At 74.0% G+C, this 16,418-nt stretch carries 15 protein-coding genes; 8 read left to right on the top strand and 7 right to left on the bottom strand.

The features are described 5' to 3' along the window. Positions 1–274 precede the first annotated feature (274 nt). The 3 genes from ACH5A8_RS18350 to hutU are packed head-to-tail and all read right to left on the bottom strand — an operon-like array spanning position 275 to position 4,499. Positions 275–1,624, bottom strand: a complete 1,350-nt coding sequence (locus ACH5A8_RS18350) for a formimidoylglutamate deiminase (protein WP_399003103.1) — start codon at positions 1,622–1,624, stop codon at positions 275–277. After that, positions 1,621–2,838, bottom strand: a complete 1,218-nt coding sequence (locus tag ACH5A8_RS18345; RefSeq protein ID WP_399003101.1) for an allantoate amidohydrolase — start codon at positions 2,836–2,838, stop codon at positions 1,621–1,623. The genes ACH5A8_RS18350 and ACH5A8_RS18345 overlap by 4 nt, the downstream gene beginning before the upstream one ends. Continuing rightward, complete coding sequence (gene hutU, locus ACH5A8_RS18340) at positions 2,835–4,499, bottom strand: urocanate hydratase (protein WP_399003099.1); 1,665 nt, start codon at positions 4,497–4,499, stop codon at positions 2,835–2,837. The genes ACH5A8_RS18345 and hutU overlap by 4 nt, the downstream gene beginning before the upstream one ends. A gap of 603 nt (positions 4,500–5,102) precedes the next feature. Between hutU and ACH5A8_RS18335 the strand changes: the two genes are divergently transcribed. Genes ACH5A8_RS18335 through ACH5A8_RS18320 form a run of 4 tightly spaced genes read left to right on the top strand, consistent with a single transcriptional unit; the run spans position 5,103 to position 7,426 of the window. Beyond that, positions 5,103–5,495 carry a hypothetical protein gene (locus ACH5A8_RS18335; protein WP_399003097.1) on the top strand — a complete coding sequence of 131 codons (393 nt, stop codon included), beginning with the start codon at positions 5,103–5,105 and terminating at the stop codon, positions 5,493–5,495. Next, entirely contained in the window at positions 5,492–6,493 is a 1,002-nt protein-coding gene (locus tag ACH5A8_RS18330) for a hypothetical protein (RefSeq protein WP_399003095.1), read from the top strand. Before ACH5A8_RS18335 ends, ACH5A8_RS18330 begins: the two co-directional genes overlap by 4 nt. Positions 6,494–6,506: 13 nt before the next feature. Then, positions 6,507–7,022 (top strand): roadblock/LC7 domain-containing protein, encoded by a 516-nt coding sequence (locus ACH5A8_RS18325; protein WP_399003093.1) that lies wholly within the window; start codon positions 6,507–6,509, stop codon positions 7,020–7,022. 29 nt (positions 7,023–7,051) lie between these two features. Next, a complete protein-coding gene (locus ACH5A8_RS18320; protein ID WP_399003091.1) occupies positions 7,052–7,426 on the top strand; it encodes a hypothetical protein in 375 nt (124 codons plus the stop codon). 52 nt (positions 7,427–7,478) lie between these two features. On the opposite strand, the gene ACH5A8_RS18315 is transcribed toward ACH5A8_RS18320, so the two are convergent. Together ACH5A8_RS18315 and ACH5A8_RS18310 are read right to left on the bottom strand one after the other, a co-directional pair. Then, positions 7,479–8,000, bottom strand: coding sequence for a hypothetical protein (locus ACH5A8_RS18315; protein WP_399003202.1), 522 nt, complete (start codon positions 7,998–8,000; stop codon positions 7,479–7,481). Between the two features lie 303 nt (positions 8,001–8,303). Beyond that, positions 8,304–9,146, bottom strand: coding sequence for a MurR/RpiR family transcriptional regulator (locus tag ACH5A8_RS18310; RefSeq protein ID WP_399003089.1), 843 nt, complete (start codon positions 9,144–9,146; stop codon positions 8,304–8,306). Between the two features lie 543 nt (positions 9,147–9,689). Here ACH5A8_RS18310 and ACH5A8_RS18305 point away from each other — a divergent pair. Beyond that, positions 9,690–10,118, top strand: a complete 429-nt coding sequence (locus ACH5A8_RS18305) for a hypothetical protein (RefSeq protein ID WP_399003200.1) — start codon at positions 9,690–9,692, stop codon at positions 10,116–10,118. A 355-nt stretch (positions 10,119–10,473) separates the two neighbouring features. Here the strand turns inward: ACH5A8_RS18305 and ACH5A8_RS18300 are convergent, their stop codons facing one another. Next, positions 10,474–11,862, bottom strand: coding sequence for a cystathionine beta-synthase (locus ACH5A8_RS18300; protein ID WP_399003087.1), 1,389 nt, complete (start codon positions 11,860–11,862; stop codon positions 10,474–10,476). 160 nt (positions 11,863–12,022) lie between these two features. Between ACH5A8_RS18300 and ACH5A8_RS18295 the strand changes: the two genes are divergently transcribed. The 3 genes from ACH5A8_RS18295 to ACH5A8_RS18285 all read left to right on the top strand — a co-directional run bounded on the left by ACH5A8_RS18295 (position 12,023) and on the right by ACH5A8_RS18285 (position 15,672). Beyond that, positions 12,023–13,048, top strand: a complete 1,026-nt coding sequence (locus ACH5A8_RS18295) for an SGNH/GDSL hydrolase family protein (protein WP_399003085.1) — start codon at positions 12,023–12,025, stop codon at positions 13,046–13,048. Positions 13,049–13,345: 297 nt separating this feature from the next. After that, positions 13,346–14,566, top strand: a complete 1,221-nt coding sequence (locus ACH5A8_RS18290; RefSeq protein WP_399003083.1) for an acetyl-CoA C-acetyltransferase — start codon at positions 13,346–13,348, stop codon at positions 14,564–14,566. A gap of 305 nt (positions 14,567–14,871) precedes the next feature. Further along, a complete protein-coding gene (locus ACH5A8_RS18285; protein ID WP_399003081.1) occupies positions 14,872–15,672 on the top strand; it encodes a hypothetical protein in 801 nt (266 codons plus the stop codon). Positions 15,673–16,008: 336 nt separating this feature from the next. Here the strand turns inward: ACH5A8_RS18285 and ACH5A8_RS18280 are convergent, their stop codons facing one another. After that, entirely contained in the window at positions 16,009–16,320 is a 312-nt protein-coding gene (locus ACH5A8_RS18280) for a hypothetical protein (protein WP_399003079.1), read from the bottom strand. Between the last annotated feature and the right edge of the window lie 98 nt (positions 16,321–16,418).

The raw sequence follows: 16,418 nt of genomic DNA, 5'->3' as shown, positions 1-16,418 counted from the left end.
GAGAAGGCCGTCGATGCGGAGCATCGGCAGCCGACGACAACGCCGCGCAGGGGCGTGCCGAGCCCCGCGTCCGCGGCGTGACCCGCCGGACACGCCCTAGGGGCGTGTTTCGAAAGTAGCGCTGTCCGCCCGAAGGGCGGGCCCCGCGGCGTCTGGTGCGTGTGATCGCAAGGCGGAGGGTCGTCCTCGTACCGGGCGTACGTGGACGATCCCGACAACGCGGCGAGCGCGCGTGCCAGGCGTCGCGGGGCAGGCGGGACTTTCGGAACACGCCCTAGCCGCGCAGGGCTTCGACGGCGGCCGTCAGCGCCCGCGGCACGTCGGGCACGAGGGTGTGCGCCCCGTCGCGCACCACATGCCGGCCGGCGACGACGGTGTGCCGTACGTCCGCCGCGGACGCCGCGAATACGGCCGCTTCGGCGCCGAGCCGGGGCGCCGGCCCCGCGGTCCTGACCGAGTCCAGCGCGATCGTCGTGAAGTCGGCGAGGGCGCCGGGGACGAGGCTGCCCGCCTCGTCCCATCCGAGGGCCGCGTGACCGTCGGCGGTGGCGGCCCGCAGCAGCGCGGCGGCCGTCCAGTGGCCGCGGGTGCGGGTGCGCAGCCGCTCGTTCAGCTCCATGGCGCGGGCTTCTTCGAGCAGGTCGATGACGGCGTGGCTGTCGGAGCCCAGGGAGAGGGGGGAGCCGGCGCGCTGGAGGGCGACGGCGGGGCCGATGCCGTCGGCCAGGTCCCGTTCGGTGGTCGGGCACATGCAGGTGCCGGTGCCCGAGCCGCCCAGCAGCGCGATGTCCGCCTCGGTGAGGTGGGTGTTGTGCACGCCCGTGGTGCGCGGGCCGAGGACGCCGTGGTCGGCCAGGAGCCGGGCCGGGGTGCAGCCGTGGGCTTCGAGGCAGGCGTCGTTCTCGGCGGTCTGCTCGGACAGGTGCACATGGAGCGGGGCGTGCCGCTCCTCGGCCCAGCGCGCCACCGTCGCCAGTTCCCGCGCGGGCACGGCCCGCACCGAGTGGACGGCGGCGCCGATCCGCACGTGATCGCGTTCCTCGAGACCTGAAGAGCGTTCGGCCCAGGCCTCGGCGGTGCCGTCGGAGAAGCGGAGCTGGTGGTGGCCGGGCGCCTCGCCGAAGCCGGCGGACAGGTAGCAGGTGTCGAGGAGGGTGATGCGCACCCCGGCCTCGGCGGCGGCCTCGATCAGCGCCTCGCCCATCGCGTTGGGGTCGGCGTACCGGGCGCCGCCCGGGGCGTGGTGGACGTAGTGGAACTCGCCGACGGCCGTAATGCCGGCGAGGGCCATCTCGGCGTACACGGCGCGGGCCAGCGCGTGGTACGTCTCGGGGGTGAGCCGGTCGGCGACGGAGTACATGACCTCGCGCCAGGTCCAGAACGTCCCGCTGCCGACCTGGACGGTGCCGCGCAGCGCGCGGTGGAAGGCGTGCGAGTGGGCGTTGGCCAGCCCGGGGAGCGTGAGGCCGCGCAGGGGTTCGGCTCCCGGCGGCGGAGCGGCCACACCCGTGCGGACGGCCGCGACGCGACCGTCCCGCACGTCGAGCGCCACGCCCGGCTCGACGTTCGTGCCGAGCCAGGCGTGCTCCAGCCAGTACGTCCGCGGCTGCTCGGTGCAGGTCACGTGCGGGCCAGTCCTTCCAGTACGTCGGCGAGGGCGCGCACCCCGGCCACGCAGTCGTCCTCGGCCGCGAACTCGGCCGGGGAGTGCGAGACACCGGTGGGGTTGCGCACGAACAGCATGGCGGTCGGCACGCTCCCGGAGAGGATTCCGGCGTCGTGTCCGGCGCCCGTGCCGAGGACGGGCACCTTCGGGCCGGTGGCCTCACCGAGGACGCGGGCGATCTCGTCGCGCAGGGCGTGGTCGAACTCGACGACGGGCGTGAAGGACTCACGGACCACGTCGAGGTCGACGCCGTGGGCGTCCGCGTACTCGCGGGCGGCCTTCTCGATGCCGGTGACCACCGTGTCCAGGCTCGGCTGGTCGGCGGCGCGGGAGTCGAGCCAGCCGCGCACCAGGGACGGGACGGCGTTGACGCCGTTCGGCTCCACGGCGATCTTGCCGAAGGTGGCGACCGCGCCGGCGAGTGCGGCCTCGCGGCGCGCGGCCAGCACTGTCTCGGCGTACGGCAGCATCGGGTCGCGGCGGTCGACGAGCCGGGTGGTGCCGGCGTGGTTGGCCTCGCCGCGGAAGTCGAACCGCCACCGTCCGTGCGGCCAGATCGCGCTGGCCACGCCGACGGCGTCGCCGGTGAGGTCGAGGGCGCGGCCCTGCTCGACGTGCAGTTCGACGTAGGCCCCGATGCGGGCGAGCCGCTCGGGGTCGGGGCCGATGGCGTCGGGGTCGTACCCGGCGGCCTCCATGGCCCGGGGCAGGGTGATGCCGTCGCCGTCGGTGAGGCGGTGCGCGTCCTCGACCGTGAGCGCCCCCGCGGTCAGCCGCGAGCCGACGCAGGCCAGCCCGAACCGGGCGCCCTCCTCGTCGCCGAAGTTGACGATCGCCAGCGGCCTGGCGAACCGCGCTCCCCTGCGGCGCAGTTCGTCCAGGGCCGCGAAGGCCGACACCACTCCGAGGGGGCCGTCGAAGGCGCCGCCGTCGGGCACGGAGTCGAGGTGGGAGCCGGTGACGACGGCGTTCTGGGCGGCCGGGTCCCCGAGCCAGGCCCACTGGTTGCCGTTCCGGTCGACCTCGTACGCGAGCCCGCGTGCCTCGGCCTGTTCCTGGAACCAGGCGCGGCACTCGGCGTCGGCCCCGGTCCAGGCGAAGCGACGGTATCCGCCGGAGGCGGAGCTGCGGCCGACGGGCAGCAGCTCCGCCCACATGCTGTGGAAGCTCACGCCCCGTCACCCTCGCGCATGGGGACCCGCACGCCCCGCTCGCCGGCCACGGACTCCGCGATGTCGTACCCGGCGTCCACGTGCCGGATGACGCCCATGCCGGGGTCGTTGGTGAGGACCCGGCGGATCTTCTCGCCGGCGAGCGCGGTGCCGTCGGCGACGGTGACCTGGCCGGCGTGGATGGACCGTCCCATGCCGACGCCGCCGCCGTGGTGGAGGGAGACCCAGGAGGCGCCCGAGGCCACGTTCACCATGGCGTTGAGCAGCGGCCAGTCGGCGATCGCGTCGGAGCCGTCGAGCATGGCCTCGGTCTCCCGGTACGGGGAGGCGACGGAGCCGCAGTCGAGGTGGTCGCGGCCGATGACGATCGGGGCCTGGAGCTCACCGCTCGCGACCATGTCGTTGAACCGCTCGCCGGCCTTGTCGCGCTCGCCGTAGCCGAGCCAGCAGATGCGGGCGGGCAGGCCCTGGAAGTGGACGCGCTCGCCGGCCATCTTGATCCAGCGGGCCAGGGACTCGTTCTCCGGGAAGAGCTCCAGGATCGCCTTGTCGGTCTTGGCGATGTCGGACGCCTCACCCGACAGGGCGGCCCAGCGGAAGGGGCCCTTGCCCTCGCAGAACAGCGGGCGGATGTAGGCGGGGACGAAGCCGGGGAAGGCGAACGCACGGTCGTAACCGGCGAGTTGGGCCTCACCGCGGATGGAGTTGCCGTAGTCGAAGACCTCGGCTCCGGCGTCCTGGAAGCCGACCATCGCCTCGACGTGCCTGGCCATGGACTCGCGGGCGCGGGTGGTGAAGCCGGCCGGGTCCTTGGCGGCGGCGTCGGCCATGTCCTCGAAGTCGACGCCCAGCGGCAGGTAGGCCAGCGGGTCGTGGGCGGAGGTCTGGTCGGTGACGATGTCGATGGGCGCGCCCATCGCGAGGAGCTGCGGGACCAGTTCGGCCGCGTTGCCGAGGACGCCGATGGACAGCGGGCGGCGCTGGTCGCGGGCCTCGGTGGCGAGCTGGAGGGCGTGGTCGAGGGAGTCGGCCCGCACGTCGAGGTAGCGGTGCTCGATGCGGCGGTCGATGGCGCGGGGGTCGCAGTCGATGCACAGGGCGACGCCGTCGTTCATCGTCACGGCGAGCGGCTGGGCGCCGCCCATGCCGCCGAGGCCGGCGGTGAGGGTGATCGTCCCGGCGAGGGTGCCGCCGAACTTCTTCGCGGCGACGGCGGCGAAGGTCTCGTAGGTGCCCTGGAGGATGCCCTGGGTGCCGATGTAGATCCAGGAGCCGGCGGTCATCTGGCCGTACATGGTCAGGCCGAGGGCCTCCAGGCGGCGGAACTCCTCCCAGTTGGCCCAGTCGCCGACGAGGTTGGAGTTGGCGAGCAGGACGCGCGGGGCCCACTCGTGGGTCTGCATCACGCCGACCGGGCGGCCGGACTGGACGAGCATGGTCTCGTCGGCCTTGAGGGTCCGCAGGGTGCGGACCATGGCGTCGAAGGAGCGCCAGTCACGGGCGGCCTTGCCGGTGCCGCCGTAGACGACGAGCTTGTCGGGGTGCTCGGCGACCTCGGGGTCCAGGTTGTTCTGGAGCATCCGCAGGGCGGCCTCCTGCTGCCATCCCAGGGCGCTCAGTTCCGTACCGCGCGGCGCTCGTACGGGGCGGGGTCCTGACATGGTCTGCCTCCTGGCGGTTGCTCCCGAGGGATTGTTACTGCGTCTATTCACATCCTGACCCCCTGAATAGAACTAGTCAATACGTTGGGGCGCGCCGCGTGGCGGCCCCGGGGCGGGGTGGGGGAGGTGAGTGGGGCCGCGAGGCGGGTCGCGTGGAGTGCGGGTGGCGGCTGTGCGGGAGGGGGGCCCGTGGGGTGGTGGGGCGCCCGGAACCCGGCCGACGAAGGCGGCGCGGGGCGCGCGCGTCCCGACGGGGCAGTCGGCGCGGGGCACGCATATCCCGACGGGGCAGTCGGCGCGGGGCACGCGTGTCCCGACGGGGCGGTCGGCGCGGGGCGCGCGCGTTCGGTCGGCCGGAACGCGCGTGTTCGGGCCGCCGGGGCGCGCGGTTTCGCGTTCACCACGGGGCGTGCGTCCGAGCGCCCCCGAGGCGGGGCGAACGGCGAGGGCCCGGAGCAACTGGTGCGAAACCCGGGTCAGTCGACCCACGTTAGCCCCTCGGTCGCATGTTCCACCGGAAAATGCCGTAACCCTCACCGGCCCCGTGCACCGTGCGTAGCCTCTGCATCACTCAGCCGAACCCCAGGCGGGAGGGGAACAACGGTGCCCGGAATCGACGAGTGCCTGCTGGAAGCCATGCGGCTGCCCGGAGCCAGAGGCGCCGCGCTGGTCGACTGGACGAGCGGTCTGGCCCTGGGCGCCGTCGGGGAGTCCCCGGGCGGCGACCACGAGACCACCGCGGCGGAGGCCGCCGAGCTGGCCCGGCTCGCCGCCGAGCACGGCGCGTTCGCCGCCGCCGACGACCCCGGCGGCGAGCGGCCCCCGGTGGAGGACCTGATCGTCAGCAACCGGGACAGCTACCACCTGCTGAGATTCGTGGACACCTCCTTCGACAGCAGCGTGTTCCTGCACCTGTGGCTGACCCGCGAGGAGGGCAACCTCGCCCTGGCCCGCATACGCCTGGGCGAGATGGCCGAGCGGCTGGTGCTGGGATGACCGTGGTCGACACCTCTCCCCCGCCCCCGCTGCCGGTACGGGACAAGGCGACCGCCGTCGAGCGGGCCTGGGGCGGCGTCTCGCCGATGCTGACCCGGCTCGCCGCGGAGCGGGCCACCGGCGTCCTGGTCCGCGAGGGCGGCACCCTCCACCTCGACGAGGGCCTGGTGACGCACGCCGAGAGCCCGCTGGCCCTCGGTCTGGACGCCCTCCTCACCGCGCACGGCACCCTGCGCACCGAGGTCTGGGGCGAGGCGATCTCCCGGGCCGACGAGCACCGCGGCGCCGCCGGGTTCCTGCTGTCCGGCGGCCATCTGACCGAGGGCGCGCTGCAGTTGTGCCACCTGGGCGCGCTCTACGACGCCGCGTACTTCGCCCTCGCCCCGAGCAGCGCCCCGGGCCGTTTCCGCTACGGCGTCGCCCACCGGCTCGGTCCCGTCCTGCCGGTGCCGGTCGCCGCGCTGGAGCGCGAGACGCTGCGCCGCCGCGACCTGCTGCACCGCATCTGGCCCGACCCGCGCCCCGACCACGCGCCGCTGGTGCGGACGTACGCCGCCGCCGCGCCCCGGCTCACCGCCCGTCAGCAGACCCTGCTGGACCGGATCGACGGCACCCGCACCGCCGCCGATCTGGCCCGGCAGCTGGGCCGGCAGGCGTTCCACACGCTCGTGGACGTACGGCGCCTGGCGGCGGCCGGAGTGATCGCGCCGCGCCCGGCGCCCGGACCGGCGACACCGGACGCGGCACCGGACACCTGCCCCGCCGAGCCCACCGGAACCGTCGCGCCCACCGGAACCGCCGCGCCCGTCACCGCGACCGCGCCGCACCCCGGCCTCGCCGCCCCGCACCCCGGCCCCCCGCCGCCGCCCGCCTGGAGCGGACCTCTGCCGCCCGAGGCCGCCGGGCCGCCGCCCGACATCGCCGAGCGGCTCGCGCACACCACCGACCCCCACATCACGCTGCTGAAGAGGCTCAGGGATGCGCTGGAGGCCCTTTGAGAGGAGACAACGGATGGCGGCCGAGCCCGAGATCCTGGACGAGCTGCGCAGACTGAGAGCGCGCGTCCCGCAACTCACCGGCGCCCTCGCCGCGAGCGTCGACGGCCTCGTGCTGGCCCACGACACCCCCGGCGTGGAGGCCGAGAGCCTCGCCGCGCTGACCGCGACGGCGCTCGGCGTGGCCGTGCGCACCACGGACGTGACCGGCCAGGGCGACCTGCGCGAACTGCTCGTGCGCGGCGTCTACGGCTATGTGGCCACCTACGCGGCCGGCCGCACCGCCGTGCTGACGCTGCTCGCGCAGGACCGCGTCAACGTCGGCCGCCTCCATCTGGAGGGCCGCCGGGCCGGCGCCCGCATCGGCGAGCTCGTCGACGCCGCGCAGACGGCCCGCGGCGCCGGCGGACCGCCCGCGAAGGCGGCGAAACCGCCCGCCAGGACCACCGCCCCACGCACCAGAACCACCCGTGTGCCCCGCAGTACGGGCACCGCCCCGGGCGCCAACGCGCCCACCGCCACCGAAGGCTGACAGGAACACCGGAGCAAGGAGACCCCGCCATGACCAACACCGAGACCTGCCTGAAGGAAGCGCTCGCCTCCATCGAGGGTGCGACCGGCGTCGCGCTCGTCGACTACACCAGCGGCATGGCGCTGGGCACGATGGGCGGCAGCAAGACCTTCGACCTGAACGTCGCCGCCGCCGGCAACACCGACGTCGTCCGGGCCAAGATGCGCACCATGGAGCACCTCGGCCTCAAGGCGGAGATCGAGGACATCCTGATCACCCTGTCCGACCAGTACCACCTGATCCGCCTGATCAGCGGGCGCGGCGGCAACGGCCTCTTCCTCTACCTGGTGCTGGACGCCAAGCGGTCCAACCTGGCGATGGCCCGCCACCAGCTGAAAAGGATCGAACAGGACCTGGAGGTGTGAGCCGAGGTCCGACCGGCGCGGGCCGGGACAGGTTCTGACCGCGGGACAGTTCCTAGACCGAAGCCGTGGTGCGGCGGCGTGCCCCTCCGGGGGCCGCGTCGCCCGCCGCGACGCCCGTGCTGCGGTAGCCCTTGACCGCGGGGCCCGCGGGACGCCCGCCATGCTTGCCGAGCCAGTCCACCCGCACCCACAGCAGCGCGTCCGAGGTCCGCTCCAGCCGTCCCAGCCAGGCCGCCTTCAGGCGCAGCCCGGCCCCGGCCCCGGCCAGCAGGAGACCGCCGGCGGCGGGCACGGCGAAGGAGCCGCCCAGCGCGGCCAGGAAGGCCGGCAGCAGCCACCAGCGGTGTCCCCGGCGCCAGACGCGGATGCTCACCGCGCGGTCCTGGAGCACGTCGTGCCGGCCGGCACGGGCGGCGCCGTGGGCGAGACGCCGGTAGCGGCGGCGTCCGGTGACGGCGACGACGGCCGCGGTCACGAGGAAGAGCGCGGCGCCCGCCAGGACGCCGATCCGGCGCCCGGTCAGCCCCGGCACCAGCACTCCGATCCCCGCCGCGAACACCCCGAGCCACCACATCGGCGCCGCTCCGGCCCGTACGACGACCGCCACCCGGGCCAGTCCCTGCCCTCCGCGTCCTGCGCGTGCCACGTGCTGCCTCCCTCGTAACCCGGCACACTTCCGTCCGGGCGGGAGGCTAGCGAGCGTTCCTGAGACGAATCTGAGAGCGCCCCCCCGCCCGCAGGCGGCGGGTCACGACGGCGGCCGCACAGCCGACGGCCGGCGACCGGCGAACAGCGGCCGGAGAGCGGCGGACGGCCGGGGTCACCTCACGAGCAGCGCCCCGCTGGGGCCACTCCGCGAGCAGCGCCCGGCCGAAGGTCACTCCACGAACAGACCGCGTGCCGCCGCGGCGGCGTCGAACTCCTCCAGCCTCGCCTGGGCGTCCGGGAGGTCGTCGCACATGGCCTCCAGCAGCACCCGGCCCAGCAGCATCGGCGCGCAGGCGGTGTCGAAGGCGAGCCCGGTGCCCACGGCCGCGGGCAGCAGCAGGTCGGAGTGGCGGGCGACCGGCGCGAAGGCCGAGTCCGCGACCGTGACGACGGTCAGCCCCGCCTCCCGGGCGTAGGCGAGGGTGTCCACGACCTCGCGCGGGTGCCGGGGCAACGCGAAGCACAGCAGCGCCGACGCGCCCGCCCGCACCGCGCCGTCGATGCGGTCCTGGATCATCGTGCCGCCCTCGTGGAGCAGCCGTACGTCCGGGTGGACCTTGCCCGCGAAATACGCGAAGCCGTACGCCTGGGAGGCCGCGGCCCGCAGTCCCACCACCGGCAGCGGTCGCGAGGCGGCGAGGATCCGGCCCGCCCGCCGCACCGGCCGCGGATCGGCGAGCGCCTGTGCCAGGTGCCGCAGGTTCTCGATCTCGGCCTCGACGGCCTGCTGGTACTCGTTGTAGGAAGCCGGCCGGTCGGCCGGCTCGGCGGGCGCCACCTCCCGCAGATGGCGCCGGAGCGCCGGGTAGCCGTCGAAGCCGAGGGCGACCGCGAAGCGGGTCACCGACGGCTGGCTGACCCCGGCCAGCTCGGCCAGCTCCACGCTGGACAGGAAGGGCACGTCGGCGGCCCGCCGCACCATGCTGTGCGCGATGCGCCGCTGGGTCGGCGTGAGCCGGTGCCCCTCGAAGAGCGCCTGCAACCGTGCGGCAGGGCTGTCGGTCACGCTCATGCCGTGCTCCCCCTCCAGAAGTCGTCGACGACCCGGGAGAGTACTCCCCGACCAGTTCCTATTCAGACACCAAGAACTCTGCATGACGTCATACAGAGCGGGCAAGGGCAGGCAAGGGATCGGCCAAGTCGCGCCGCGGGCGCGTGGAGCGCGACGGCGCGCGTGCTCATCATGGACGGACGCCCCTCGCACCACCCCCGGGAGCGGCGTCACGACCCCGACCGCGGGGTCCCTCGACGGCCGCCGCCGTCGGCGCGCCGACCCGCAGCCGGGCGACGCCTACGGCGGCGGTCCGCCCGAGGCCGCCCACGGCCCCGGCCGAGAGCCACCACCCGCGCCCCGGACGACAGCCCACGGCTCCACCCGTGCCCGCACGACAGCCCACGGCTCCCCCCGCCAGGCGACCGCCAACGGCTCCGCCTCCCCCGCGTCCCCCGCCGGGCCCCCGCCGTCCGCCGTCCTCCGGCCTCCCCCCGCCGGAGTGGGGGGCTTTCCCCAGTGCGGCGGGCGGGCGGTCTCCCTAGCCTGGTGCGCATGACGGCAATGGACGCGCGGGACACCGAGCTCAAGAAGGAGCTCGACGCCACCTTGCGGGCACGCGGGGAACTGGGCGCCGAGTACGAGTCCGCGCTGGTCGAATCGTTCCTGGAGAAGATCGACCAGCGCGTCGACGGCGCCGTCGAGCGCCGGGTGCGCCGGCAGCTCGCCGAGCACCGGATGACGGCGACCCGCGACGCCCGCGCGCCGAAGAGCACCGACGCCTGGGGCGAACGCTTCGGCTTCGGCATCGTCACGCTGGTGCTCGCCGTCCCGCTGTCCGCGATCGGCGGCGGCGTGGCCCATCTGCCCGGCCTCATCGTGGCCTGGGCCGGCATCGTCGGCGTCAACGCGGTCCAGGCCGCCCGCGTCCGTCCCGGCCTGTTCGGCGGTCGGCGCCGCGCCGCGAAGCACGACGACGCCTGGGAGGACTGAGGGGGACCGAGGTCCGCCCGGACAAGAGCGTGCGCGGGGACCGCCGCAACCCCCATCGCTGGGGGGCGGGACGACGGCGGTCCCCGCGAAGGACGCGGGCCGGGTCAGGCCGGGCCTGCGCGTCCGGGCGACCATGGAGGTCCGGGAGCCGCTCCGGAGGTCCTTGGCGCCGTTTCGCCGTCGGACCGGAAGGGGAGCCGCTCCCTTCCCGCCGACACCCATGACTGTGCCGGACGCGTGTTAAGCGGGTGCTGCGCGCACATGACGTGCGCGTACCAGTTCCGCGACCGTACCTCGGCCGCGGGTCACCGGGAGTTCCCGCGGGCCGTGCCGGGGCCGGCCCACGGGAGACGCGCTACTGCTTTCCGCCCTTGGCCAGGAAGGCGAGCAGGTCCTGCCGGCTGACCACTCCGGTCGGCTTGCCCTCCACGAGGACGATCGCCGCGTCGGCGGCGCCGAGCACCGTCATCAGGTCGGCGACCGGCTCACCGGAGCCGACCTGCGGCAGCGGCGCGGACATGTGCTTCTCCAGCGGGTCCTCCAGCGAGGCCCGCTTGGTGAACAGCGCGTCCAGCAGTTCGCGTTCGACGACGGAGCCGACGACCTCGGCCGCCATGACGTCCGGGTGGCCGGCGCCCGGCTTCACGATCGGCATCTGCGAGACGCCGTACTCGCGCAGCACCTCGATGGCCTGGCCGACGGTCTCGTCGGGGTGCATGTGGACCAGGGAGGGGATGCCCTCCTCCTTGTCGTTCAGCACGTCGCCGACGCGGGCGCTGGGGCCCTCGCCCTCCAGGAAGCCGTAGTCGGCCATCCACTCGTCGTTGAAGATCTTGCTCAGGTAGCCGCGGCCGCTGTCGGGCAGCAGGACCACCACGACGTCGTCGGGGCCGAGCCGCTCGGCCACCTCCAGCGCCGCCACGACCGCCATGCCGCAGGAGCCGCCGACCAGCAGGCCCTCCTCCTTGGCCAGGCGGCGGGTCATCTGGAAGGAGTCCTTGTCGGAGACGGCGACGATCTCGTCGGCGACGCTCCGGTCGTAGGCGGTGGGCCAGAAGTCCTCGCCGACGCCCTCGACGAGGTACGGCCGCCCGGAGCCGCCGGAGTACACCGAGCCCTCGGGGTCGGCGCCGACGACCTTCACCTTGCCGTCGCTGGCGTCCTTCAGGTAGCGGCCGGTGCCGGAGATGGTGCCGCCGGTGCCGACGCCCGCCACGAAGTGGGTGATCCTCCCCTCGGTCTGCTCCCAGAGCTCGGGGCCGGTGGAGTGGTAGTGCGAGAGGGGGTTGTTCGGGTTGGAGTACTGGTCGGGCTTCCAGGCGCCCGGCGTCTCACGGACCAGCCGGTCGGAGACGTTGTAGTAGGAGTCCGGGTGCTCCGGCGCCACGGCCGTGGGGCACACGACCACTTCCGCCCCGTAGGCGCGCAGCACGTTGATCTTGTCCGTGGAGACCTTGTCGGGGCAGACGAAGATGCACTTGTAGCCCTTCTGCTGGGCCACGATGGCGAGGCCGACGCCCGTGTTGCCGCTGGTCGGCTCGACGATCGTGCCGCCGGGCTTCAGCTCCCCGCTCTTCTCCGCCGCCTCGATCATGCGCAGGGCGATGCGGTCCTTCACGGAGCCGCCGGGGTTGAAGTACTCGACCTTGGCCAGGACGGTCGCCTTGATGCCCTTGGTGACGCTGTTGAGCCGTACCAGCGGGGTGTCGCCGACGAGGCTGATCATCGAGTCGTGGAATTGCACCGTTGTCTCCGGTCGCTGCAAAAGGGGTGGTCGTGGTGGTTCCGCAAGCGTACGGCCAGGACCGGGTCCCGGACGGGTGTTCACTCACTGTCGCGATTGGACGACGGTCGGTACGGGGCAAGACCTGGGTGTACGGCTTCGCGGGAGGTGGCAGCCAGTCATGACGAGCATGTCGAGGGCGCGAGTGGCCCGGCGGATCGCGGCCGGCGCCGCGTACGGCGGCGGGGGGCTCGGCCTTGCCGGAGCGGCGGCCGTGGGCCTGCTGCTGGCCGAGGTCCGGCTGGCCCGCCGCCACGTGGGCAACGGCACGGACAACCACGTACCGCTCGCCGACGGCCTGTACGGCCATGTCTACGACACCCCCGGCGAGCCGCCGCTGAGGCTGGTGATGCTCGGCGACTCCACGGCGGCGGGGCAGGGCGTCCACCGTGCCGGACAGACGCCGGGCGCGCTGCTGGCGTCCGGCCTGGCGGCCGTGGCCGAGCGCCCGGTGCGACTGCGCAACGTCGCGGTCACCGGCGCCCGCTCCGACGACCTGGACCGCCAGGTCTCCCTGGTGCTGGCCGATCCGGCCCAGCCGCCGGACGTCTGCGTCATCATGATCGGCGCCAACGACGTCACCCACCGGATGCCGCCGACCCGCTCGGTGCGCCACCTGTCGACGGCGGTACGACGGCTGCGCACCGCGGGCGCGGAGGTGGTCGTGGGGACCTGTCCCGACCTCGGGACGATCGAGCCGGTGCAGCAGCCGCTGCGCTGGCTGGCCCGGCGCACCTCGCGGCAGCTGGCGGCGGCGCAGACGATCGGCGCGGTGGAGCAGGGGGGCCGCACCGTGTCGCTGGGCGATCTGCTGGGGCCCGAGTTCGAGGCGAACCCGCGGGAGCTGTTCGGCCCCGACAACTACCACCCGTCCGCCGAGGGGTACGCCACGGCGGCGATGGCGGTGCTGCCGACGGTGTGCGCGGCGCTCGGCCTGTGGCCCGCCGAGGAGGACCGGCCGGACGTGTCGCGGCGCGAGGGGTTCCTGCCGGTGGCCCGTGCGGCGGCGGAGGCGGCTTCGGAGGCCGGCACGGAGGTCACGGCGGCGATGCCGACCGGGCCCCGGGGGCCGTGGGCGCTGCTCAAGCGGCGCCGGCGGCGGAGGGTGGCCGCGACGGAGCCCTCGCCGGTGCGGACGGTGAGCTGAGCGAGGGCGCCCGGCGCCGTCCCCTCGCTCGCCGCGGGCGGGCTCCCGCCCCCTGGCGTCCCCGGTCGGCCTCGTCCTCGATCGCCGTACGGGCTGCCGCCCGCGGGTGTCACCCGACCGCACGAACCTCAGGCGCCGGAAGGGGCGGTGGGAGCGGACGTCACGCCGGACGACCGAAAAAGCAAGCGCTTAGAAAACTGCGGTCAGGGTCACACCGTCACCCCCGTGACCGCGGCGATACGTACGGGTAACTTCCAGACCAGCCCTGCCCGTCATCCGCACCCCCGTGGAGCCCTGATGCCCGAAGCCGTCATCGTCTCGACCGCCCGCTCGCCCATCGGCCGCGCCTTCAAGGGCTCCCTCAAGGACCTGCGCCCCGACGACCTCACCGCCACCGTCATCCAGGCGGCACTCGCCAAGGTCCCCGAACTGGACCCGAGGGACATCGACGACCTGATGCTCGGCTGCGGTCTGCCCGGTGGCGAGCAGGGCAACAACCTCGGCCGGATCGTCGCCGTGCAGATGGGCATGGATCACCTGCCCGGCTGCACGGTCACCCGTTACTGCTCCTCCTCGCTGCAGACCTCCCGGATGGCCCTGCACGCCATCAAGGCCGGCGAGGGCGACGTGTTCGTCTCGGCCGGCGTCGAGATGGTCTCCCGTTTCACCAAGGGCAACTCCGACAGCCTCCCGGACACGCACAACCCGCTGTTCGCCGAGGCCGAGGCCCGCACCGCGGCCGTGGCCCAGCAGGAGGGCACCACCTGGCACGACCCGCGCGAGGACGGCCTGATCCCCGACGCCTACATCGCGATGGGCCAGACCGCCGAGAACCTGGCCCGCTGGAAGGGCGTCACCCGCCAGGAGATGGACGAGTTCGGCGTCCGTTCGCAGAACCTCGCCGAGGAGGCCGTCAAGAACGGCTTCTGGGAGCGCGAGATCACCCCGGTGACCCTGCCGGACGGCACGGTCGTCTCCAAGGACGACGGCCCGCGCGCCGGCGTGACCATGGAGGGCGTCTCCGGCCTCAAGCCCGTCTTCCGCCCCGACGGCCTGGTCACCGCCGCCAACTGCTGTCCGCTCAACGACGGCGCCGCCGCGCTCGTCATCATGTCCGACACCAAGGCCCGCGAGCTGGGTCTGACCCCGCTCGCCCGGATCGTCTCCACCGGCGTCTCCGGCCTGTCCCCGGAGATCATGGGCCTCGGCCCGGTCGAGGCCAGCAAGCAGGCCCTGAAGCGGGCCGGCCTGACCATCGACGACATCGACCTGGTCGAGATCAACGAGGCGTTCGCCGCCCAGGTGATCCCCTCCTACCGCGACCTCGGCATCGACATCGACAAGCTGAACGTCAACGGCGGCGCCATCGCGGTCGGCCACCCCTTCGGCATGACCGGCGCCCGCATCACCGGCACCCTGATCAACTCCCTCCAGTTCCACGACAAGCAGTTCGGTCTGGAGACGATGTGCGTCGGCGGCGGCCAGGGCATGGCCATGGTCATCGAGCGCCTCAGCTGACCCCGCGGGGCGGCCCCGTGAGGGACCGTCAGTGTCCGCCGCGGAACCCAGAGTGAACGAACGGCCCGGAATACAGGAAACCCCTGGATTCCGGGCCGTTCTGTGATCCAATCTCCCCCAGAGTGTGACCTACTTCCCATCGGAAGGGGATCTTCGCAGGTCAACAGCGTCGCGCCAGGCGGATCAAGCGCCCCACTAGCCACATTCCTGTCCGTTTCGTGACGTTACGCACTGACAGTTGGATAGTCCGCCCTTCAAGCTGATGTAGGAAGTCGGGGGTCCACCTTGAACCCGGGAGTACGTCAGTGAGCGCCATGCCCATCGCCCTGCTGCTCACCACGGCCGCCACCGGCGCCGTGGGCGTCGCCGTCCTGCGCACCCTTTTCACCCTGCGCCGACAGGTCACGGCGTTGCACAGCCAGCTCGCGGAGAACCACGCCGTGACGGCGCGTGCCCTGCTGCCCGCGGCCCGCGGACAGGCGGACGCCGAGCAGATACGCACCGCCGTGGTCCAGGCGCTCGCCGAGGAGCGGGAGCGGGAGCTGGCCGAGGCGCGGGCCTTCTGGGCCGCGCAGGAGGCCCGTGACGCGGCCGACACGCCGTCCCTGCTCGGGCTGCCCGACAGCGAGCTGTTCCTGCCGCGGCAGGCCGACTTCGCGGGCCTGGAGCACTTGGAGCCGGTGACCGAACCGGGCGCCGACGCCGACGAGGCCCAGGGCGGCCCCGGCGAGTCCGCCGAGCTGGCCGCGGCCCGCCGCCGCCACCCCTCGCACCCGGACTTCACCCCGCACGCCTCCCCGGTCGTCGGCGACCACGAGCGCACCGTCGCCACCCTGGAGAAACTGGCCGAGGACGAGGTGGAGCTCACCGACGTCCGTCCCGGCCCGCTGGGCACCCTGGACGTCTACGTCTTCGCCGACGGCACGACCCTGTGCATGACGCCGGGCCACCGCGAGACCGCGGAACGGCTGGCCGACGCGCTGCGCGCCGGAAAGTCCCCGGTCCTGCTGGGCGGCTCGGGCATCTCCGGCGCCTACACCCTGACCTTCTCCTGCGGCGAGGAGAACGTGTACATCCTGGCGGACCGCGTCATCGCCTCGCTCTGACCGGCCTGCCTGACCGGCCACGTCCCGACGCCGCTCCACCGCGGCCGGGCATCCCTCCGTCAGCCGGGCCCTTCACAGCCGGGCGCCGCCCCACGGCCGGCCGCCCGCCGTTCCACGGCCGGCCGCCCGCCGTTCCATGGCCGAGCCCGGCGTATCCGGCAGTACACCCGGCGCGCTCCTGCCGCCCCGTCACACTCCGGGCGCCCCGGCGCGCTTCAGCCGCGCCGCCACAACCCGGCGCGCCGCACTCGACTCGCTGTCACGCCCGGCGTACCCCCACCGGCCGGGCCCACACCCAGGCGCACCTCGCCCGCCCGGCGTACCCCGCCGCCCGGGTCACACCCCGGCGCGTCTCTGTGCCTCCGTCACGAGGCGGACCGCCTCCTCGACCTCGGCCTCGTCCTTCAGTACGAGTGCCAGGTCGTGTCCGGCCACGGTGATCTGGTCCGCGACCGCGAACATCCCCGCGTCCGGCATCTCACGCGGCTCCCGCCCGGGCTCCTCGGCGAGCTGGGCCCGGCGTGCGAACTCCCTGGCCAGTGCCAGCGCCTCCGCCGCCGCGCTCCGTTGCAGCCGGCTCTGCGGCGCCGCCCGCAGACGGTCCGCGAAGTGATCCACTGCCCGGCTCAGCGATGTCGTGTCAACCACGTCGCGAGACTACGCGCCGCACCCGGACTGTTGCCAACGAGCGAACCCTCGGGCACGGTGACGTGAAGGACCGGCTTCGTCGAACGCGTCCGGAGGCG

Origin of the sequence: Streptomyces sp. NPDC018610, assembly GCF_044391765.1 — a bacterium.
GTDB lineage: Bacteria > Actinomycetota > Actinomycetes > Streptomycetales > Streptomycetaceae > Streptomyces.
The sequence above is the reverse complement of the archived record's forward strand: the minus strand, read 5'-3'. Positions and strand labels throughout refer to the sequence as shown.